Raw genomic sequence first — 18,989 nt, 5'->3', positions numbered from 1 at the left:
AAGGTGCAAAGCAGATGAAGATATATTTCTCTTTGACTCTTTTTACATGTAAAGCTCTATTGAAAAATATAAAATCTCTCATACTGCTAATAATGATCCCTGCTCTGTTTTTATTTGGAGCAGGGATCATTATTAGTCAGACCATGCAAGGTGAGGAGAAAGTCAATCGGTTCCCCGTGGCCATTGTGGATAAAGATGATACGGCACAGACGAAGTACGTCATCGAACAGCTGACTGAAGGTAAGCTTCGCAAAATCATGAAGCCGCTTTACACGAATGAAGAGAAAGCTAAACAGCTGCTGCAGCAAAATAAAGTGGCAGCCATTGTAACGCTGCCAAAAGGTTTTAGTCACGATATTGCTCATGGGAAAAATCAGCCTTTACACGTCATTGGAAACAGCAATAAGCCGCTTCAGTCACAGCTGTTTCGCTACGTGATGGAAAGTGCAGCCGACTACACGTCAGCCGCTCAAAGCGGTATTAATACGGTTGATGCCTTTTTAGAAAGAGAAAATGTTTCCGATGAAAAGAGACGCGCAGAATTTAAGAAGAGCTTAGTAACGTTTGGGCTTCATGTATTAGATAGAGGAAGTTTATTTGATGAACAAGTAGAAACGAGTTTCTTTCAGCAGGATATGAAGCAATATTATGTCCTGTCTTTTGCTGCTTTGCTGCTTATGATTTGGAGCTACGGCGGATGGCTGCTTGCTAGTGAAACGCAGACTTCTCCCGTGCTGGATCGAATGAAAACAAGAGGTGTATCGTTTCTTCGCATTTATTTAGCGCAGCTGATGGCTCTGTTTGTTCTTTTGCTACCGGTATCTGTCGTTTTGTTTGGAAGCCTCATTAAAGGACTGAAACTGCCTGTAACCGGTACGTACGGAGAGCTTTTTCTAGGGATAAGCGGAAGTTTGTTTGCTTTTTTATGTTTGTTTTTACTTCTTCGGGTTCTTTTTTTATCACAAAAAGCTTATCAACTAACCGGCATGCTGTTTATTTTGCTGAGTGCGATTTTAAGCGGACATGTTGTGCCGGTCGTCTATTTACCAGACTGGGCGATTGGTTTTCAGAAATGGTCACTCAACACCCGCGTCTTGGAGCTGTTATTTTATGAATTTGATGGATATAACACAAACGAAGCTTTTCTTTACCTTAAGCCTATTCTCATTACGGCAGCAGGAAGTTTTGTTCTTGCTGTTGGCTACGTGATGATTTTGCAAAGGCGGTGGAGAAAATGATGAGTGAAAAAATAAAGCAGCTGCTGAAGCGTCCTATGCTTATTGTCATGATCTTCTTTTTACCTTTAATAGGAACGGTCATCAGCAGCTCATTTTTAGCAAAAGTACAAAGTGATTCAAAAATACCCGTTGCTCTTGTCGATCAAGACCACAGCAACATGTCTAAACAAGTGCTGGATCGACTACAGAAAACAACAGAAATTCAGTTTCTTTCTATGAATGAAGAACAAGCGAGAAAGCAGCTGGCAAAAAATAAAATTGACAGCATTTTTGTGTTTCCTAACGGATTTCAGCAAGAAGTAGAAGCGGGGAATTATCAAGGAGTCATTGATTTGCTTACGCTGCCTTCTTCTGTTGCGACAGAAGCGGTTCGAGAAGTCGTGGCCAGTGAAGTGACACGGTTAACGACAAATGTTAAAGCCGCAAATGAAGTGCGTTTTTTATATAAAGTCTATCACATTCATGCAGGACCGGATTTATGGAAAGAAGCGTATCACTATACCGATAACCAATGGAAACCAAAGCCGCTGATGACAATTGATTACGAGGCGCAAGGAACGAAGAAGCATAAGAAGCAAGGGAGCGTTCAAATGACCGGATACGTGCCGCTATGGGGATTTTTTACGCTTTTACTTTGCTGCATTACATCAGATTGGATGATTAAAGAACGGAGTCATCTTTTTAAACGAATGAAGACGATGCAAAAAGGACTTTATGGTTATATTCGAAGCGTCAGCGCCGCTTATGCTGTGCTATACGTGCTTCAAGCTCTCATCAGTTTTGCTCTATTTAAATGGCTGTATGGAGCAGAGTCTTACGGTGTGCTAGTGTATATGTGTATCTATGTGATCACATGCGTTGCTTTTAGCACGTGGCTTGCAAGTGAAAGTCAGCGAGTTGGCTCTTATTATATGATCAGCGTCGTCATAGTCACAGGACTCAGCATAATAGGAGGGAGCTTTTTCCCGGTAGGAGAGCTTTCTGCAACGATTGAAAGAATAAGTCAGTGGCTTCCGCAGCATCTGCTTCTGTATCAGCATGCGCTGCCGCTTACGCTCATTTGGAAAGAGATAGCTGTTTCCATTGCATGCATATGTTTGTGCGCGTTTAAAATAGTGTGGAATGTGAGGAGCATCAAATGATTGAAATTAACAATGTTAGCAAAACATACGGAAAAAAACGTTCGTTAGCAAATGTTACGCTGACCGTAGAAAGTGGAGAAGTCATTGGTCTTTTAGGACCAAACGGCGCTGGTAAGTCAACGCTTCTGTCTATTTTGTCTACCATTACGGCTCCTTCAAGCGGGAATGTCACGATTGGAGGCTTATCGCTTAAGAAAAATCAAAAAGCGATACGAGAAGTCATTGGCTACGTTCCACAAGACATAGCGCTGTGGGAAGAGCTTAGCGTAAAAGAAAACATGAAAATGTGGAGCAAAATGACTTCACGCTCTTTGTCGAATGAACAGCTTCAGTCTCTTTGCTCAGCTGTACAGCTCGAAGGAAGATGGAAGGATAAAGTGAAAAATTTATCAGGAGGCATGAAGCGAAAGCTGAATATAGCCGTTTCACTTATTCATGAACCGTCCGTTTTGTTAATGGACGAGCCGACAGTCGGAATTGATTTGCAGTCCAAGCTTGAGATCATTCGTTATATTAAACAGCTGGCGGCAAAAGGAAAGACGATTATCTATATCACCCATGATTTGAATGAAATTTTAGGCGTGTGTGATCGGTTTGCCGTATTAAAGGAAGGAAAGCTGGAGTTTGTCGGCACAATGGACCAAGCGAAGGAAAAGACTGGGGAAGACGCAGAAGAGAACGTTGTGTATAAGCTGCTGCATGATTAAGAGTAAACAATCATAAAAAAAGAGCCGCTTCGTGAAGAAGCGGCTCTTTCTATTATGCTTGTGTAACTTCTTGTTCTGGTGAATGGCTTTCAGGCTGCACGCGTTCTTCCTCAGGAAGGGCACGTACTTCCACTTCTTTCATTTGGTGACCGTCCATTTCTTTTGCAATAAACTCGTATCCAAAAAGTTTGAACGATTCGCCTTCTTGAATATCGATATTTTGCATCAGCATCCAGCCGCCGATTGTATCGATATCATCGTTTTCAATTTCGATATGAAGCACTTCGTTGACTTCTTCAAGCAGTACTTTTGAGTTAAAGACAAAGTGCTGATCGCTGATTTTTTGAACAAGCGGCTTTTCATCTGTATCAAACTCATCTCGAATTTCTCCAACGATTTCTTCTAAAATATCTTCAACGGTAACGATACCAGCCGTACCGCCGTACTCGTCAATCAACACGGCCATATGCGTCCGTTTCTTCTGCATCGAGCGCAGTAGGTCTTGAATCGCTACGGTTTCAATTACTTGAATAATAGGATTCATATAAAGTTTCACACTTTGCTTTTTTAACGCATCGTTAATTACGACATCGTTTAGAATCTCTTTGACGTTGACTAAGCCGATAATGTTATCTTTGTCTCCGTCAACGGTAACAGGGTAACGGGTGTAGCGGTCTTCTACAGCAAGCTTTAAGAAATCTTCAATGCTGTCGTCTTCAGAAACAGCTGAAATTTCTGTTCTTGGTACCATGATTTCGCGAGCAACACGGTTATCGAATTCAAAAATGTTGTTCACGTACTTATATTCAGACTGGTTAATTTCCCCGCCTTTAAAACTTTCTGATAAAATAATGCGCAGCTCTTCTTCACTGTGCGCAAGTTCATGCTCTGAAGCTGGCTTTAATCCAAACATGCCAGTTAACAAACGGGCAGAACCATTTAGTAACCAAATGAAAGGGAACATGATTTTATAGAATAAAATTAACGGACGAGCAAACAATAACGTAACTGTTTCAGCTTTTTGAATCGCAAATGTTTTTGGCGCTAATTCACCAACGACTACGTGAACAAACGTTACAAGCGCAAATGCGATAATGAATGAAAGAATATGTGTTAAAGATGCAGCAACACCCAGTTCTTCAAACAGAGGTTCCAAAATCTTCGCAACAGTCGGTTCTCCTAACCAACCGAGTCCTAAAGCAGTAATCGTAATACCAAGCTGACACGCAGATAAATACTCATCTAAGTGTGTCGTTACGGTTTTAACCGCATTCGCTCCTTTTTTGCCTTCAGCAACAAGTTGATCTACCCGTGAACTACGAAGCTTCACAATTGCAAACTCTGAAGCAACGAAAAAAGCAGTGAGTACAATTAAAATCGCAAAAATAATTAAGTTAATGGTTATCAATGAATATACTTACTTTATAGTGCTATAAAGTAAGTAAACACCTCCTGTAAATAATAAATTTACGACAGCAGCAGCAGTAAAGAGTGCAAAAGAGTGACGCTTTCTGGTGAAAGCCGATTCATCATTACTTTTCGATCTTCTTCGTTAAGCTTTTCCATAAGCGGTGCAACTTCTTTTAAACTGTCGTTTAGTACGTAAAATTTGGATGCTAATTCGTCTTTGGAGTGGCTATTCTCGGATTGCTCTATAGAAAATAGAGAAGAAATCTCTTCAAGAGAACGGCCTTCGCTTTTTAATTCTTCAATTAAGTAAAGACGTTTCAGCGCTTCTTCGTTATAAAAGCGATAGTTAGAAGCAGAGCGTTCTGCTTTTAACAACCCAATGTTGGTATAATAGTCAACCGTGCGCTTCGTTACATGTGCCATCTCTGCAAGTTCGCCAATTTTGTATGTCGCAACCCCATCAGAATACCACCTCCTTTAACTATGTCAACCATCACGTGATGGTTTTTATCTACGCAACTATTTATCTTTTATCCTATCGTAATTAAGTATACGCACGTAAGATCAAAAAGTTTCATTTTTTTATTAGCATTCAGTATATCTCAAAATAAGGTAGTTTGACAAAGATTTTATAAAAAAAAAACTCGCTTATATTAAGCGAGTTTTTTAGTAGGATGACGTACGATAATGTGCATGCGTTCATACACATATTGAATACGTTCAGTATATTCTATGAACTCAGAGCTCATTGGAGATAGCTGATCAGCAATACGGTGCATAATAGCAGCTTCTTCTTTTAACGAATCTAAATTTTGAGTTCTGTCAATTCTAGATTTAAATGTTAACGAAATCATGTTATTCACCTCGTTGTTATATTACTTGTTATGAGACACTATGTCCGTGACTTTTATCACTCTAGTCAAAGGTGATAACGTAATTATTTGATGTTTGCCGGCATTTTGTGTAGGATGATTAGAAAAGGGTTTTTATGGGAGAATGAAATGAATTTAAAACGAATGCACCACGTAGCCATTATAGGAAGTAATTATGAACGTTCAAAAGCTTTTTATGTAAATGTGTTAGGATGCAAGATTATAGAAGAAACATATAGAAAAGAAAGAGATTCATATAAGCTAGATTTAGAAGTAGCTCCTGGCTATCAAATTGAGTTGTTCTCGTTTCCAAATCCGCCACAGCGTCCTTCAAGACCTGAAGCGTGCGGCTTACGCCATTTAGCTTTTGCGGTTGAAAGCGTAGAGGATTCCAAGCGTGAACTAGAGCAGCAAGGGATTGATGTGGAACCTATTAGGGTAGATGAACTAACGGGAAAAAAATTCACATTTTTTGCTGATCCGGACGGGTTACCGCTAGAGCTTTATGAAGAGAAAGAGGGGGAATAAGGAGTATGTGCAATTATTTATTTGTATACGGAACGCTTCTTGAAGGAGAAGGTAATCACGGATTGCTGCATCATGCGCGCTCAATTGCCAAACAGGCAAAAACGAAAGGGAAATTATATGACACTAAGCACGGCTATCCTATGCTCGATATTGACAGTGAACATATTACGTACGGAGAAGTATATGAAGTGACCGATCAGCTTATGTGGAAGGCGCTTGATGAATTAGAAGGGTACATTCACGAAGGTCATAAAGACAATGAATATGATAAAGTTGTGCAAACGGTTGAAACGGACCAAGGTGAATTTGAAGCCGTTGTGTATGTAGCAAGAGACCGTTCCCTGCTGCAAGAATTTATCCCAGGCGGAAACTGGCGCGTATGGAAAGAAGATTTATTAGAAGGCATGCTGTATTTTGCTTACGGTTCATGTATGGATAACGATCGTTTTATTAAGCACGGCGTTGACCAGCATTTCCAAGACTGTCTTGGCAGAGCTGTTTTTAAAGGCTATACGCTTCGATATAACCACGTTATTCATGACGGAGGACGTGCAGACATGGTTGAAGAAGGCGGAGTTGTTGAAGGCAAACTGTACCGCGTGCCGCCCGAAGCAATTACGTATTTGTATGGCAGAGAAGGGGTAGATAATAACGGCTATCGTCCTGCTATTATTTCTGTCGAGCATGAAGGTAAGATGGTGGATCATGTTCTTACTTTTTTTGTGTTAAATAAAGAAAAAGAAGTCGCACCTCCGGATCACTATTCGACTGAAATTATTCGAGGAGCAACAGGTATACTCAGCGAAGAATACGTTCAGAAGCTAATAGAGCAAGTACATGCGCTAAAAAATAGCGATGTTGTAAATAATTAATATAAAAAGACGCAGAGACAAAAGTAGTTTAGCTGAAGAAAGCTCCGAACGAGTAATCGTTCGGAGCTTTTCATTGTTATGGTGAACGCAGTCCAGATCATTGATCCCATTTGTTCGTCTCAAGGTTGGATTGATTTTGTTATGTTCTCTGTTGCATTAGCTAAAGGAAACAGAGAATTCTGTTTGAAATACACCGTCTTTTGATAAACGGTTGATGCCTAATTTTTCTTTGAAATTTCCGTTATGGTCATGCGTATCTGCAATTCCAAACCAAGGTTCGATGCAAAGAAAAGGAGCGATTGTATGATTTTCTGCATCATACTTTGACCAAATACCGACATACGGGAAATCATTAAACTGAACGTTAATTTGATTTTCATTAACCGGCGATTTAATTGTAATTCCGTCAATATGGCTAAAAATTAACGCATCATTTGCAAATAAATCTGCGCTTAGCGGCAGCTGGTGTAAATTTTCTGCAGCCCCTTTTTCATGAATAAGAGCGTCTTTTAATACAAATTCCTTCGGCGTAGTTTCAGAAGGCTCTATTTCTAAAAAGTAATCAGAAATCTGCTCGTTTTCACGTAGCGGAATACGAAAAGCAGGGTGGGCTCCAATTGAAAAATACATATCCTCTTTATCTTCATTTACTACTTTCCACTGAAACGTTAATCGATTGTTTTCCAGACGGTAGCTAATTTCAACTGAACATTCAAATGGATATACGTCTTTAAACCGGCCGTTTGTGGCAAATTTCAGTCGTGCTGTTTCGTTTGTTTGCTCAATCACGGTGAAAGTAGAATCACGTAAAAAGCCATGCTGAGGCAAAGAGTATTCGCGCTGATCAACGGTATACTGATCATTTTTTAATCGGCCTACGATTGGAAACAAGACGGGCGATACTCGTCCCCAATAAGCGGGGTCTCCGCTCCACATAAACTGCAGGCCTTTTTCTTTATGAAATACTTCTACAACTTCCGCTCCTTTTTCTTCAATGCTGACTTTCATTTCGCTATTTTCTAGTACAATCATTACAACATCTCCCAAATCATTGTTGTACGCTAGAGCTGTCTCAAACGTACTGGCTTTGCTTATATTATACCCTTCTTGGCAAAAAAGGTATTAATTTCCCTATTTTTGTTCAAATTAATTATAGAAAAAGGAGGGTTCAAATATGAATCATGCAACATTATTGCTCATTAAATTTGCAGCGGCACTTATTGCGTTTGGTATAGGCCTTGATTTGTTTTTTGATGCAACCATCGGAGACATTATTTCCTTTAGCTTGCTAACAACAGTTGTGACATATCTAGTAGTGGATCGAATTGTACTGCCTCGAGTGGGCAATCGCGATGCCATTATTGTTGAATTTGTTCTAACATATATGAGCGTATGGATTTTTGGCACATTGTTATTAGACAGCTACGTTCAAATTGCGTGGGGAAGCATTATTTCTGCAGCTATTATTACATTTGCTGAAGTTTTTGTTCACCGCTACCTATTCAACCATATTGAAACAAAACATACAGCGAGAACGCGTCCGGCTTTTAAGCGAAAACTAGCGTATGACACAGAATTTGCAGAAGAACAGCATGTAGAAAATAAGGAAAATCCAAAATAAAAAGAAAGCTCAATTTTGAGCTTTCTTTTTATATGTTAATGCATAAAAGTCATTTCTTTTAAAGGCCAATATTTCATGTTGACTTCTCCCATGATTGAAGAAATGGGAGTGAGGCCAAAATGTCTTCCGTCCCGGCTTATGCGTCTGTTGTCACCTAGCACTAATACGTATCCATCCGGTATCGTGCCGTCTGGAGACAGTTCGTACGTGGAAAAGTTTTCAGTAAATCGCTCGTAAGCGGGCACTTTGGATAAATATTTATGAAGATGCGGCTCTTTTTTGACCTTGTTATTTATATACAGAACATCATCTTTGTATTCGACCGTTTCTCCAGGTAAGCCCACAATCCGCTTTACTAGAAAATCACTGCTATAGGGAGCTTGTAACACGACAATATCAAAGCGCTCCAGCTTGCTGTGTTTGTTAATAATAATTCGATTGCCTTCGTGCAAAATAGGCTTCATAGAATCGCCTTTTACAGTGTAGGGCTGAAACCAATAGTGCTGAACGACAACAGAAAGCAAAACGGTGCCGAGGATGACGCTTGTGTATGTAAGAATTTCACGCTTTATTTTTTTATTGATCATAATGGATGAACACCTTCTTAACGGTAAGACTATCAATTTAGGTTTTTCATAGAGATATAACAGTGTTGATTGTACCATTCAGAACTAAAGTTTTCCATATCTATCTGTTTATGCGTGTATCCCGAAAATATGCTTGGCGGAACAAAAAATGAAAAAAGCCGTTATTCTTTAAAATAACGACTTTTCTTTATTATAACTGAGCGCGCTCAGTTCGAGTAGCTGGTTGATTTGGTTCTTCTTCTATAACAGGCTCAACAGGCTTATGCTGCTTGATTTCTTCTTCTAGTTCAGCAATTCGCTTGTTTTTCTGTTTCACTTGTCCTCTTAGTTGAACAATTTTTACAAAGCTCAATGAAGCAGCAACAACTCCTCCAAACACAGCCGTTGTTAAGATGATTAAAATAAGAGGCCATTTTTGTGAACCAAATACATAGTTAAATTGTACAGGATCGTTGTTAATTACAGCTAAAACAGCAATGATAAGAGCAAATATAAGTCCTAAAATAAAAAAGCTCTGTCCTTTCATAAGCTGCACTTCCTTTCTTTGCATGGTCATTACAACTTTTATAGCGTAACTACTCATCTTAAGTGTTTGCTATCTTGCTTATAGGTATACGTATCCACATTTAAACAAAATCAAACATTTTCTTGATTATATATATCTTTCTTTTAAAACACAATATATCGATTGATGTAGAAACTTTGACATGTCCAAAGACCTGGTATGTCGAATTTTTGGAATAAGGAGCTCGCTTATCCTTTTTTGCTTAAGCAGGGGGAGAGACTTTCATTTTAATCATATATGTACAAAGAAGCTGTGACATAACCAAATGAATTCAACCTAAAGATGAACAAATGAGATACATGAACTGAATCCCTTATGACACCGGAGTTGATTTCCGTGCAAGGCTTCGCTTTCCGCGGGCGGCCGATGAGCCTCCTCGTCGCTTGCGCTCCTGCGGGGTCTCATCTGTCCCGCTTTTCCCGCAGGAGTCTTCGCCTTGCCCTTCAATCGACTGCTAGAAGGAACGAAACAGATGAAGCTTTATTCAAGTAACAAAAAAACGAACCACTCATCAAACATGTTGATCAATGACTCGTTTTTTACTTGGGCTAAGACCCTTTTGTCCCAGCCTCACTTTTATTAAAGCGGTTATATGAACTCAAGCTGAGGCTTTGGCTTAATGGCATTAAATTATTTCATTATCTATCACCCGGAGCAGGGTGGTCTACACCTTTGACATGATGCCGATGCTGGTTGTCTTCGCTGGTATAAAAGTCATAATAGTGAACATGCATACCGTTGCCAATTGGAATAGCTGGACCAGAGTAGGCTTTGTAATGATGTGTATGTCCGTCTTCAAACACAACGTAGCCCTCTGTATAGTGAATGTGGCTTCCATCCTCGCTTTGAATTGGAGGAGACGTTACATCGAGACACTGATGGACATGTCCTGACGCAACAGAAGTGTAGTCCACTGAGCCATGATTATGATGAGGAACAAACCCTGAAATAAAATCATCTTTGCCTATTTTTTTCATTTTACTTCCTCCTATAAATTCAATTTTTAAAAAACTGTTTAAGTAAATTATTTAAATGGGCATCTGAATTTCTCTTTTTAGTTAAATTCAAAAATACATGCTATTGATATGAACAAAGAAAAATAAATATGACTTTTGATAATCAGGATTTATCAAATGGGTAGTTTTCCTGTGTGTTTGTCGTTTCTACTTGATAACTTTCACATATATTTATTAAGGAAGGACAAGTTATTATAAGAGAGGAAGTCAGCATAATGAGTTGGGAAAATAAAAAGAGTTTATGTCAGGAGTTTGCGAGAATTTTAGGTGGACAAGGCAGTTTAGATGAAAATGGCGTTTGTTTGGTACAAAAGTTTCGTACGATTCGTTTTAAAATTTTAGGGCGTCCAACACGCTCTCCATTAGTTACTCCTCAATTTTTTACTTTTGAAGATTTAGATAGTAAAGGAAAAGCACTGAATCTAGGTGAAACCGTGCTTTTGCAAGAAGAAGTAAATCCATTATTAACGGAGATTAGAAAAAGAGATATTAAGGTTACGGCCGTTCACAACCATTGGCTATTTGAAGAGCCGAGAGCAATGTATATGCACTTTGAATCTGTAGAGCCACCGTTAGATTTTGCACGAAAAGTAAGAGAAGCGTTTAGAGTATTAAAAGGGTAAAAATCAGCTTTATATAAAATCAGTTTAGTCTTACTTACTGCTTTTAAAATTAGATTAATAAACCTTTAAACATGTATATTATATATTTGTTTATAAGATGCAATTGAATGAAGCTATCAGGTTAACTAATTTTTGAGCAGTGAGACTCTTAAAATAAAAAAAGCACGCGTTCGCCGCGTGCTTTTTTTATGTATAAACTTAAAATGCGTTTAGGGTGTTATCGCTTAACCACTGTTTGCGTTCAGCTGCATCTTCGAATAATTCATCTGCATTTGTAAATTGAGAAGCAATGACATATTCAATTGTTGCAAGAGGAGCTGTTAGCAAACGCCAGTTTAATACGATTGTATTATCTTGAGTCGTAGCGTATTCTTCACCTAACTCGTCCCACTTAACAGATTCAGGAGCATTGTCAGCTGCTTTTTTAACAGATTTCAAAGCTTCTTGGAATTTTTCACCTGCGCGGCCTTGGTACCATTCTGTTAATAGTTGTCCAATACCTTCATTTGTTTGCTGCTCGTTCCAGTTTTCAGGTACTGTAGCAATGAATTTTGCACGGAATGTCATTTCAGCCTTTGCTACGTCTCCACGAACGATGTTTAAGCGGTATTGACGCCCTAGGTAAGGGAATTTGTCTCCTTCTTCAAAAGAACCAGTTTTAGCTGCAGAAGCTGCTGCTTTAGGAGCCTCTTTTTTAGCTGTTTCTTTTTTTATTGCTTCTTTCTTTGGAGCAGCTGGCTTTTCCTCAGCTGGTTGTGAACCGTTTAGTTGTTTTAAAATCCATGTTGCTTTGCGTGCGATGATTGAACGCACATTGTTTTCATTAAGACCTCTTGGGATAATAACTTTTACCCCTTCTTTGTCACAAATTTGCACCGTGATATCGGTTCTATTTGGAACGACTTCAATTTTGTAGTCAATTGTTTGATTGCCTGTTTGATACGTATACATAAAATTTTTCGTACTCCTTTCTACAAATCTTCATTTTATAAGCAAAGGTAGAGTTTGGTCAAATGAAAGAATAATCAGACAGTTATCAACTGCTGTTGCAGCGCCTTGCAGAATGATATGTATTCCAATATTTAGTGGAAAAGCGCCAATAATAATTGTTTCAATTCTTCTTTAGTTTTTACAAAAAAATATAAAAATATGCCGATACTACTAATATAGATTAGACATTCTATGTCTTTAGATTGTATAGGGGATGAAAAAATGAAAAAAGCTTTTCAAAGTTTACGCATGAAAATGCTATGTATGATTGCAGCCATGATGACCATAACATCTACTGTAATTGAAGTAACCAATTATTATCTTATTGTAAAACAAGAGCAAGCAGCTTCGATTACGCTAGTGATTACATTTCTGTTTGTTTCTTTTACAACTACCGTGTTCTATTTTATCATACGTCGCTACATAATTGCGGTTGAAAATTTGTCAAAAACAATGAAAGGGATTTCAAACGGCGATTTATCTGTAGATGTTGTTCCTTTGAAAGGGAAAAATGAGATTAGTACACTCATATCTTCATTTAATGAAATGATGACTCACATGAGAATGCTGCGTCAGAAAATAAGTAAAACAAAGAGCACGGTCAGTCATTCCTCAGAGCAATTGCTTGCAAGCATGGAGGAAACAAAAACAGCTGTGACAGAAGTTACGATGTCTATTCAAGAAATTGCTGCGGGTTCTGATAAGCAGTTGCTAAGTGTGGTTGAAACCGAGCAAGCTATGGTGGATATGGCCAAGCTGCTTCAGAAAATCACTGATCATTCTTCAAAGGTACAACAATCGATGAACAGAGCCTCTGAACATGCTTCTACCGGAAATGTTGCGGTGAAAGGTGTGACGAATCAAATGAATAAAATCTATGAAACTGTTAAACTATCGACCAGTGAAGTAAAGGGACTCGAAGATCGTTCCGCAGAGATTGGCCGCATTATTAATACGATTACAAGAATTGCTGAACAAACAAATCTTCTTGCACTTAATGCTGCTATTGAAGCTGCAAGGGCTGGAGAACATGGAAAAGGTTTTGCTGTAGTGGCAGGGGAAGTACGTAAGCTAGCGGAAGAATCTAAAACGTCCGCTATACAAATCAGTCATTTGTTAAAAGAAATTGAAGTGCAGGCAAAGCGGGCTTATCGAAACATGGAAGTGAATACGGAAGAAGTCACGCTTGGTATTTCCACTGTCGAAGATGTAACGCAACAGTTTTCCACAATTATGGAAGATGTCTTTGCCGCTCAAGAACAAATGAACAAAATGACAAAGGCAACAGGAGAGATTGATGGGTATTCGTTCAAAGTAATGGAGTCCGTCATGACCCTTTCGGAGGTTGCTAAACAAGCAGCTGCTTACGCTGAAGAAGTAGCTGCGGCTTCACAAGAGGAGTTAGCATCTATAGAAGAACTTGTGATGTTGGCCGCTAATTTAAAAGCTACGGTAAGTGAGTCCTGAAGTCTATCTTAATATGTACGTAATACGCGCAGCTTTCTGCGTGTATTTGTTTTATTTATATCTTTTATAGAAAACGATAAATAGAATTGACACGTTATCAAAGCAGTTGTATAGTGAGTACGCAAGGCGGCAGTCTGCCTTTTTTAATTCTTAGTAAACTTATAAGTTAAATAAAATATTTAAGTACTATATAAGGAGACAAAGAGATGAAAAATGAATTCCGTTTGGCAACAAATGACGACGCGGATAACTTATTGAACTTAACTCTACAAGCATATAAGCCTATTCGAGAGCTAGGCATTCCTTTCTTAGCAGCTACTGCTGATCTTGCCCTCGTTAAGAAAAATATTTCTCAAAACCTTTGCTATGTATATGAAGAAGATAAAAGAATCGCTGCTACTATATCTATACGAATGCCTTGGGGAGAACATCCAGGTCCGTTTGCTGTTCCGCATTTTTGGTGGTTTGCAGTGGACCCGTCGTTTGCCAGGAAAGGCGTTGGATCTAAGCTGCTGCATCTAGTAGAGGAAGAGGTAATAAAGAATACGTTTAAATCGCCAGGTGTGTCTTTAGGAACAGCAAAAGAACATCCTTGGTTAGTTGAGATGTATGAACGAAAAGGATATGTTCAAGCTAAAGAAAAGCACCTTGCACAAGGCTATACGACCGTATTTCTTTATAAAAAATTCAATGAGGTACACTCTTTGTCGTAAAAGATAGAGAAGTGGTCTAAATTAAGAAATGTGAAAGAGTGATAAATATGACAGATCAATTACTACTAAATATGCTAATAGACATACGCCGTGAGCTGCACCGGTTTCCAGAGCTTTCAATGAAAGAATATGAAACAACTAAACGTATTAAAAAGTGGTTAAAGCACTACGATATTTCTATAGCAGATGCATTCCATTTAGACGTGGGAGCAGTAGCCGAAATTGTGGGAGGAAAGCCGGGACCTACTATCGCTATTCGAGCTGATATTGATGCGCTGCCAATTGAAGAAAAAACCAATCTGCCATTTGCCTCTGAAGTGAACGGTGTTATGCACGCATGCGGACATGATTTTCATACGGCTTCTATAATTGGAGCAGCCATTCTTCTCAAAGAGCGTCAGCAGGAGCTTTGCGGTACGGTTCGATTTATCTTTCAACCGGCCGAAGAAACGGCTTCTGGGGCAAAAATGCTCGTTGAAAAAGGTGTGCTCGAAGGAGTAGAAGCGATATTTGGAATGCATAACAAACCGAATCTTCCTGTAGGAACCATTGGTGTCAAATCGGGACCTTTAATGGCAAGCGTTGATCGTTTTGAAATTGACGTCAAAGGAGTAGGCGGTCACGCAGGTATTCCAGAAAAAACAGTAGATCCGATTGCTGCTGCTGGTCAAATTGTTACTAGTTTACAAACCATTGTCAGCCGTAATCTCAGCCCATTTCAAAATGTTGTTGTCAGCATAACTCAAATCCACGGAGGGAGCTCGTGGAACGTCATTCCTGACAAAGTAACGCTTGAAGGAACAGTGCGTACCTTTCAAGAAGAAGCGAGAGAAAAAATACCGGCTCTTATGAAACGAACTGCTGAAGGGATTGGAGCAGCTTTCGGCGCTTCAGTAGACGTTAAATGGTATCCGTATCTTCCTGTAGTAAACAATGATGATACGCTGGAAAAATTGGTTATTAACGCTGCAGAGAATCTTAGTTATCAAGTGGTAGAAGCTGAACAATCGCCTGGAGGAGAAGATTTTGCCGTATATCAGCAGCGTGTACCAGGATTTTTTGTATGGATGGGTACGGCTGGAGAATATGAATGGCACCATCCTTCTTTTTCATTAAATGAAGAGGCATTACTTGTAGCAGCTTCTTATTTTGCTAATCTAAGCTTTGACTTTTTGAATTCATTCCATTACCAAAAAAATTAAAATATTTTTATTTTTCTATTTACGCGGATGGAATTGTTTGATAAAATAAATTTTAAATTAAAAAAGTTATCACGAGTGGACGAGAGATCTGGCTCTTTGACTCCACAGCAACCTACGAATGTAAGGTGCTCCTACCAGCAAAGCATGTGCTTTGGGTGATAAAACGGGTGAAAAACTCATTTTGCATCTAAGCAAAATGAGTTTTTTTTATTTTTCTAAAAGGAGAGGGTTTTATGAGTCATACAGCAGTTGCAGCACATACAGGAGAGAAAGCATTAAAGGAAGCCGTAAAATTATTAGGAAAGCATTATCAAGTAGCTTATCGTGAATTAGAAACATTTTATGAAATTGTGGTCGAAAACCATGTTCGTACATATGCTGTAGGCATAGATATTAAAGATGTACAAAAAGCAAATGAACTAGAAATTTATTCATCATGCTGTTCCAAGCTTGAGCGAGTAGGCTGTCTTTTATAGAAGTCTGCTCGCGCCTCTATTTTTAAAGTGTTTTTAAATAGAAAGCATGTTTTTTGACAATTGAAGAATCTGGTGGGTATAATCATTACTCACTAGGTTTTAAAATTAATCATAAATTGTCGAAATTTTTACACAAATTAAAGGTTACATTCGAAATGAATTGTGGTATGTTATAAAACAAGAATATTTTATGAAAGGAGCATTGAAATGGAAATGTCTCTTGAACATGGAAACGATGCAGGAAGCGAACAGCTTATTGATCGTATCCTAGACTTTTTAGAAGATGACGAAAAGTAAAAAAAAAGAGTGTGCGGTGCTAGCCCTAGCCGCGCACTCTTTTTTTATCATGTGCGTCAAGGAAGCGCATACTATGATACATAGGGATAGAATGAAAGGGTCTCTGTCAAAGGGATTGACGAATCGTTTTGTTTGATGGAAAATTTAGAAAAAGGAAAGAGATGAAGGGTATGTCGAACAAAACATCTTTGTATCAAACAAAAGAACAGTTAAAGAAGCTTGTAAGCGAATTGGTTTCTATACCTAGCGTGACAGGAACGATGGCAGAAGTGGAAATGGCTGAATCGATAGCGTCGTATTTATTGAAGCTGCCTTACTTTCAAAAAAACGAGCAAGTTGAGCTTCATTCAACAGGAGACGGGCGATCGATTGTCACAGCTTTTGTTGAAGGGAAAAATACGAATAAAACAGTTGTATTAGTCAGTCATTACGATGTAGTGGATGTACAAGATTATGGACAGTGGAAAAAGGATGCTTTTCACGCTGATACGTTAACGAGTACTTTTTATAATGATATGGAACAAGTTCCGGCGCACGTACAAAAAGATATGATAAACGGAGACTGGCTTTTTGGCCGAGGAACGATGGACATGAAAGCTGGTATTGCTCTGCATATCAGTATGATTGAACGAGCATGCAACGGAGAGTTTGACGGAAACATCCTGCTTCTGTCGGTACCGGATGAAGAAGTAAATTCGCTCGGAATGAGAAAAGCAGTGCCTGTTCTTTTAGAACTTGCGTGCAAACATCAGCTGGATTTTTCTCTCATGCTAAATGCAGAACCAGTATTCAGCCGCTATCCTGGTGATCAAACGAACTATGTGTACTCAGGATCGATTGGCAAGATCATGCCAAGCTTTTTGTGTTATGGAAAAGAAACTCATGTAGGGGAACCGCTAGCTGGTTTAAATGCTAATTTGCTAGCTTCTTATTTAACAAAAGAAATAGAACTAAACGTTGATTTTTGCGAAAAAGTAAGAGATGAAACGAGTCCACCTCCTACGGTGCTGATACAAAAAGATTTAAAAGAAGAGTATTCCGTTCAAGTTCCGCACTCTGCCGTTGTATTATTTAATTTATTTATGTTAAACCGCTCTCTTAAAGAAGTAACAGATCTGCTGTTGAAATCGGCTGACCAAGCGGCTTTGAATGTAAAAAAACATTATAATAAAGCTGCTAGGCAGTACGCTGCGGGAATGGAGGGTTCATCCCTTGACGTGAACGTATGGACGTATGAAGAACTTTATACTCATGCAGTCAAACAGCACGGTGAAAAATATGTGCAAGAAATGGAAGCGGCACTTTTGGCACAAGAAGATGATGACAGAAATAAAACCATTAAATTAGTAAACTCTTTAGCTGGTTTATGTAAAGAAGCAGCTCCGATGATAGTCTTATTTTTTACGCCGCCTTTTTACCCGGCCGTTTGTTCACATGATGATCTCTTTGTACAAAAGATTTTGTCAAACGTACAGGCAACTGCCAAAGAGCAATTCCAAGTGGAGCTAGTTGAACAAAGTTATTTTGGTGGAATTTCGGATTTAAGCTATGCCAGCCTGCAGCACCCGCTTCATACATTTAACACGTTAGTAGCCAATATGCCTCTATGGAATAAAGGATATCATATCCCGCTAGAAGAGCTAGAGGAGCTCAAGATGCCGGTGCTGAACATTGGACCGCTGGGAAGAGATGCGCATCAATGGACCGAAAGATTAGACGTTCAGTATTCCTTTGAGATTTTGCCTCACTTCATTTATCAAGCTATAAAAGAAGCACAGAAATAAACATCCGCCCGCGGATGTTTATTTGTTGAATTTAAAAGAAGCTCCTTGTACGGTAATTTGTTGCGGTGTTAGAGCGTGATCCAATTCAACCAAAAATGGACGCTCCCCAACTTTTTTTAATGTATCATGGACAACACCTTGTGTTCCGCTGCAAAAAATAAGGTTTCCTTCATTGACATATAGTTTTTGACAACGTGCATCAAGTAAAGAGTCTTTGTAGCTTTCGCCAGCCTGAACGTCCAGCAGTTTTGTCCATTTGCTGATGGATTCTTCAAGGTTATGTACAGCACAGTAAATGTTTTTTAGCTGCAGCTGACCGGCTTGATGGGAAGAAAGAGCAGCTAGCTTTGGCTTGCGTTTTTCTTCTGGTTCACCCCACTCAATAAAGAAAGGAAAAGGGAGGGCATCATGGTCACCTTCAATAAAACACATTTGCCATTGAAGTCTTTCTCCATCATTAGTTTGACGAGACCCCGCTACAGGGCCTTTTACAGTGTAGCCCTTGTCTTTCAGCTCGGTTATGAGCAAATCCATATCATCTGTACGAAGGGCAAATCGCCCAAAATGACCAAACGGCGTATGTTCGTTAACAAGCTGCTGAATAAGATCATTATCTGTAACTGTTTGAGCTAATGCGATATCTTTAAGCCCAAGCCATTCAATATAGCTGAGGTGAAAATAAGCCAACGTGTTAAAAGTGCCCCATTTTTCATGGATACCGCCTTTAATAACATTTATTCCGTATCCGTTTAGTTCTTTCTGAGCTTTAATAGGATCAGGTGAAAAATGCACAAGATGATCAAACGATAAGTGCATGGATAGGCCTCCTTTTAAGAGAGATTCTTTCCTACTATTATACGTCGTTTTCTTTTTTAAGAA

At 39.0% G+C, this 18,989-nt stretch carries 21 protein-coding genes and 1 riboswitch; of the genes, 12 read left to right on the top strand and 9 right to left on the bottom strand.

Features of this window, described 5'->3' with window-relative positions; all coding sequences use genetic code 11:
• Positions 1-14: 14 nt before the first annotated feature.
• The 3 genes from SCI76_RS08205 to SCI76_RS08195 are packed head-to-tail and all read left to right on the top strand — an operon-like array spanning position 15 to position 3,087.
• Positions 15-1,238: an ABC transporter permease gene (locus SCI76_RS08205; protein WP_407545128.1), complete on the top strand. Its 1,224-nt coding sequence runs from the start codon at positions 15-17 to the stop codon at positions 1,236-1,238.
• Positions 1,238-2,380, top strand: coding sequence for an ABC transporter permease (locus SCI76_RS08200; protein ID WP_407545127.1), 1,143 nt, complete (start codon positions 1,238-1,240; stop codon positions 2,378-2,380). The genes SCI76_RS08205 and SCI76_RS08200 overlap by 1 nt, the downstream gene beginning before the upstream one ends.
• On the top strand, positions 2,377-3,087 hold the full coding sequence (locus SCI76_RS08195; RefSeq protein WP_048020258.1) for an ABC transporter ATP-binding protein: 711 nt from the start codon (positions 2,377-2,379) through the stop codon (positions 3,085-3,087). Before SCI76_RS08200 ends, SCI76_RS08195 begins: the two co-directional genes overlap by 4 nt.
• A gap of 52 nt (positions 3,088-3,139) precedes the next feature.
• Here SCI76_RS08195 and SCI76_RS08190 read toward each other — a convergent pair whose 3' ends face one another.
• The 3 genes from SCI76_RS08190 to SCI76_RS08180 all read right to left on the bottom strand — a co-directional run bounded on the left by SCI76_RS08190 (position 3,140) and on the right by SCI76_RS08180 (position 5,351).
• Positions 3,140-4,495, bottom strand: coding sequence for a hemolysin family protein (locus tag SCI76_RS08190; RefSeq protein ID WP_033578338.1), 1,356 nt, complete (start codon positions 4,493-4,495; stop codon positions 3,140-3,142).
• A 59-nt stretch (positions 4,496-4,554) separates the two neighbouring features.
• Complete coding sequence (locus SCI76_RS08185; protein ID WP_407545126.1) at positions 4,555-4,920, bottom strand: MerR family transcriptional regulator; 366 nt, start codon at positions 4,918-4,920, stop codon at positions 4,555-4,557.
• Positions 4,921-5,150: 230 nt separating this feature from the next.
• Entirely contained in the window at positions 5,151-5,351 is a 201-nt protein-coding gene (locus SCI76_RS08180) for a hypothetical protein (protein WP_028414212.1), read from the bottom strand.
• Positions 5,352-5,498: 147 nt separating this feature from the next.
• Here SCI76_RS08180 and SCI76_RS08175 point away from each other — a divergent pair, with 147 nt between their 5' ends.
• Both SCI76_RS08175 and SCI76_RS08170 read left to right on the top strand, forming a co-directional pair.
• On the top strand, positions 5,499-5,897 hold the full coding sequence (locus SCI76_RS08175; RefSeq protein ID WP_014461134.1) for a VOC family protein: 399 nt from the start codon (positions 5,499-5,501) through the stop codon (positions 5,895-5,897).
• A 5-nt stretch (positions 5,898-5,902) separates the two neighbouring features.
• Positions 5,903-6,769, top strand: coding sequence for a gamma-glutamylcyclotransferase (locus SCI76_RS08170; protein WP_407545125.1), 867 nt, complete (start codon positions 5,903-5,905; stop codon positions 6,767-6,769).
• Between the two features lie 156 nt (positions 6,770-6,925).
• Here SCI76_RS08170 and SCI76_RS08165 read toward each other — a convergent pair whose 3' ends face one another.
• Positions 6,926-7,801 carry an aldose 1-epimerase family protein gene (locus SCI76_RS08165; RefSeq protein ID WP_063247597.1) on the bottom strand — a complete coding sequence of 292 codons (876 nt, stop codon included), beginning with the start codon at positions 7,799-7,801 and terminating at the stop codon, positions 6,926-6,928.
• A gap of 142 nt (positions 7,802-7,943) precedes the next feature.
• Between SCI76_RS08165 and SCI76_RS08160 the strand changes: the two genes are divergently transcribed.
• Positions 7,944-8,390, top strand: a complete 447-nt coding sequence (locus tag SCI76_RS08160) for a YndM family protein (protein ID WP_016763336.1) — start codon at positions 7,944-7,946, stop codon at positions 8,388-8,390.
• Positions 8,391-8,425: 35 nt separating this feature from the next.
• Here the strand turns inward: SCI76_RS08160 and lepB are convergent, their stop codons facing one another.
• The 3 genes from lepB to SCI76_RS08145 form a co-directional block, all read right to left on the bottom strand.
• A complete protein-coding gene (gene lepB / locus SCI76_RS08155; protein WP_048020272.1) occupies positions 8,426-8,977 on the bottom strand; it encodes a signal peptidase I in 552 nt (183 codons plus the stop codon).
• 190 nt (positions 8,978-9,167) lie between these two features.
• Entirely contained in the window at positions 9,168-9,503 is a 336-nt protein-coding gene (locus SCI76_RS08150; RefSeq protein WP_033578342.1) for a lipopolysaccharide assembly LapA domain-containing protein, read from the bottom strand.
• A 677-nt stretch (positions 9,504-10,180) separates the two neighbouring features.
• Complete coding sequence (locus SCI76_RS08145; protein WP_013055902.1) at positions 10,181-10,519, bottom strand: YmaF family protein; 339 nt, start codon at positions 10,517-10,519, stop codon at positions 10,181-10,183.
• 254 nt (positions 10,520-10,773) lie between these two features.
• Between SCI76_RS08145 and SCI76_RS08140 the strand changes: the two genes are divergently transcribed.
• Entirely contained in the window at positions 10,774-11,181 is a 408-nt protein-coding gene (locus tag SCI76_RS08140; protein ID WP_338705325.1) for a DUF1259 domain-containing protein, read from the top strand.
• A gap of 198 nt (positions 11,182-11,379) precedes the next feature.
• Here SCI76_RS08140 and SCI76_RS08135 read toward each other — a convergent pair whose 3' ends face one another.
• The gene (locus SCI76_RS08135; RefSeq protein ID WP_407545124.1) at positions 11,380-12,132 is read right to left on the bottom strand and encodes a M48 family metallopeptidase; all 753 of its coding nucleotides are present in this window, start codon (positions 12,130-12,132) and stop codon (positions 11,380-11,382) included.
• A 261-nt stretch (positions 12,133-12,393) separates the two neighbouring features.
• Here SCI76_RS08135 and SCI76_RS08130 point away from each other — a divergent pair, with 261 nt between their 5' ends.
• The 5 genes from SCI76_RS08130 to SCI76_RS08110 all read left to right on the top strand — a co-directional run bounded on the left by SCI76_RS08130 (position 12,394) and on the right by SCI76_RS08110 (position 18,110).
• Complete coding sequence (locus SCI76_RS08130; RefSeq protein WP_407545123.1) at positions 12,394-13,638, top strand: methyl-accepting chemotaxis protein; 1,245 nt, start codon at positions 12,394-12,396, stop codon at positions 13,636-13,638.
• A gap of 206 nt (positions 13,639-13,844) precedes the next feature.
• The gene (locus SCI76_RS08125; protein ID WP_407545122.1) at positions 13,845-14,351 is read left to right on the top strand and encodes a GNAT family N-acetyltransferase; all 507 of its coding nucleotides are present in this window, start codon (positions 13,845-13,847) and stop codon (positions 14,349-14,351) included.
• Positions 14,352-14,398: 47 nt separating this feature from the next.
• A complete protein-coding gene (locus tag SCI76_RS08120) occupies positions 14,399-15,553 on the top strand; it encodes an amidohydrolase (protein ID WP_407545121.1) in 1,155 nt (384 codons plus the stop codon).
• Between the two features lie 63 nt (positions 15,554-15,616).
• Positions 15,617-15,718, top strand: a riboswitch (SAM riboswitch).
• A 68-nt stretch (positions 15,719-15,786) separates the two neighbouring features.
• On the top strand, positions 15,787-16,029 hold the full coding sequence (locus SCI76_RS08115) for a hypothetical protein (RefSeq protein WP_028414204.1): 243 nt from the start codon (positions 15,787-15,789) through the stop codon (positions 16,027-16,029).
• 467 nt (positions 16,030-16,496) lie between these two features.
• Positions 16,497-18,110 carry a M20/M25/M40 family metallo-hydrolase gene (locus SCI76_RS08110; protein ID WP_063247590.1) on the top strand — a complete coding sequence of 538 codons (1,614 nt, stop codon included), beginning with the start codon at positions 16,497-16,499 and terminating at the stop codon, positions 18,108-18,110.
• 18 nt (positions 18,111-18,128) lie between these two features.
• On the opposite strand, the gene SCI76_RS08105 is transcribed toward SCI76_RS08110, so the two are convergent.
• Positions 18,129-18,926: a VOC family protein gene (locus SCI76_RS08105; protein ID WP_063247589.1), complete on the bottom strand. Its 798-nt coding sequence runs from the start codon at positions 18,924-18,926 to the stop codon at positions 18,129-18,131.
• Between the last annotated feature and the right edge of the window lie 63 nt (positions 18,927-18,989).

Origin of the sequence: Priestia sp. HNGD-A6 (assembly GCF_045784335.1) — a bacterium.
Classification (GTDB): Bacteria; Bacillota; Bacilli; order Bacillales; family Bacillaceae_H; genus Priestia; species Priestia zanthoxyli.
The sequence above is the reverse complement of the archived record's forward strand: the minus strand, read 5'-3'. Positions and strand labels throughout refer to the sequence as shown.

Excerpts from the sequence above, each read along its gene's own strand:
- SCI76_RS08110 (WP_063247590.1), top strand. The coding sequence starts at position 16,497 with ATGTCGAACAAAACATCTTTGTATCAAACAAAAGAACAGTTAAAGAAG.
- SCI76_RS08150 (WP_033578342.1), bottom strand. The coding sequence starts at position 9,503 with ATGAAAGGACAGAGCTTTTTTATTTTAGGACTTATATTTGCTCTTATC.
- SCI76_RS08185 (WP_407545126.1), bottom strand. The coding sequence starts at position 4,920 with ATGGCACATGTAACGAAGCGCACGGTTGACTATTATACCAACATTGGG.
- SCI76_RS08125 (WP_407545122.1), top strand. The coding sequence starts at position 13,845 with ATGAAAAATGAATTCCGTTTGGCAACAAATGACGACGCGGATAACTTA.
- SCI76_RS08145 (WP_013055902.1), bottom strand. The coding sequence starts at position 10,519 with ATGAAAAAAATAGGCAAAGATGATTTTATTTCAGGGTTTGTTCCTCAT.
- SCI76_RS08175 (WP_014461134.1), top strand. The coding sequence starts at position 5,499 with ATGAATTTAAAACGAATGCACCACGTAGCCATTATAGGAAGTAATTAT.
- SCI76_RS08130 (WP_407545123.1), top strand. The coding sequence starts at position 12,394 with ATGAAAAAAGCTTTTCAAAGTTTACGCATGAAAATGCTATGTATGATT.
- SCI76_RS08135 (WP_407545124.1), bottom strand. The coding sequence starts at position 12,132 with ATGTATACGTATCAAACAGGCAATCAAACAATTGACTACAAAATTGAA.
- SCI76_RS08105 (WP_063247589.1), bottom strand. The coding sequence starts at position 18,926 with ATGCACTTATCGTTTGATCATCTTGTGCATTTTTCACCTGATCCTATT.
- SCI76_RS08170 (WP_407545125.1), top strand. The coding sequence starts at position 5,903 with ATGTGCAATTATTTATTTGTATACGGAACGCTTCTTGAAGGAGAAGGT.
- SCI76_RS08165 (WP_063247597.1), bottom strand. The coding sequence starts at position 7,801 with ATGATTGTACTAGAAAATAGCGAAATGAAAGTCAGCATTGAAGAAAAA.
- SCI76_RS08195 (WP_048020258.1), top strand. The coding sequence starts at position 2,377 with ATGATTGAAATTAACAATGTTAGCAAAACATACGGAAAAAAACGTTCG.
- SCI76_RS08120 (WP_407545121.1), top strand. The coding sequence starts at position 14,399 with ATGACAGATCAATTACTACTAAATATGCTAATAGACATACGCCGTGAG.
- SCI76_RS08160 (WP_016763336.1), top strand. The coding sequence starts at position 7,944 with ATGAATCATGCAACATTATTGCTCATTAAATTTGCAGCGGCACTTATT.
- SCI76_RS08200 (WP_407545127.1), top strand. The coding sequence starts at position 1,238 with ATGAGTGAAAAAATAAAGCAGCTGCTGAAGCGTCCTATGCTTATTGTC.
- SCI76_RS08205 (WP_407545128.1), top strand. The coding sequence starts at position 15 with ATGAAGATATATTTCTCTTTGACTCTTTTTACATGTAAAGCTCTATTG.
- SCI76_RS08115 (WP_028414204.1), top strand. The coding sequence starts at position 15,787 with ATGAGTCATACAGCAGTTGCAGCACATACAGGAGAGAAAGCATTAAAG.
- SCI76_RS08140 (WP_338705325.1), top strand. The coding sequence starts at position 10,774 with ATGAGTTGGGAAAATAAAAAGAGTTTATGTCAGGAGTTTGCGAGAATT.
- lepB (WP_048020272.1), bottom strand. The coding sequence starts at position 8,977 with ATGATCAATAAAAAAATAAAGCGTGAAATTCTTACATACACAAGCGTC.
- SCI76_RS08180 (WP_028414212.1), bottom strand. The coding sequence starts at position 5,351 with ATGATTTCGTTAACATTTAAATCTAGAATTGACAGAACTCAAAATTTA.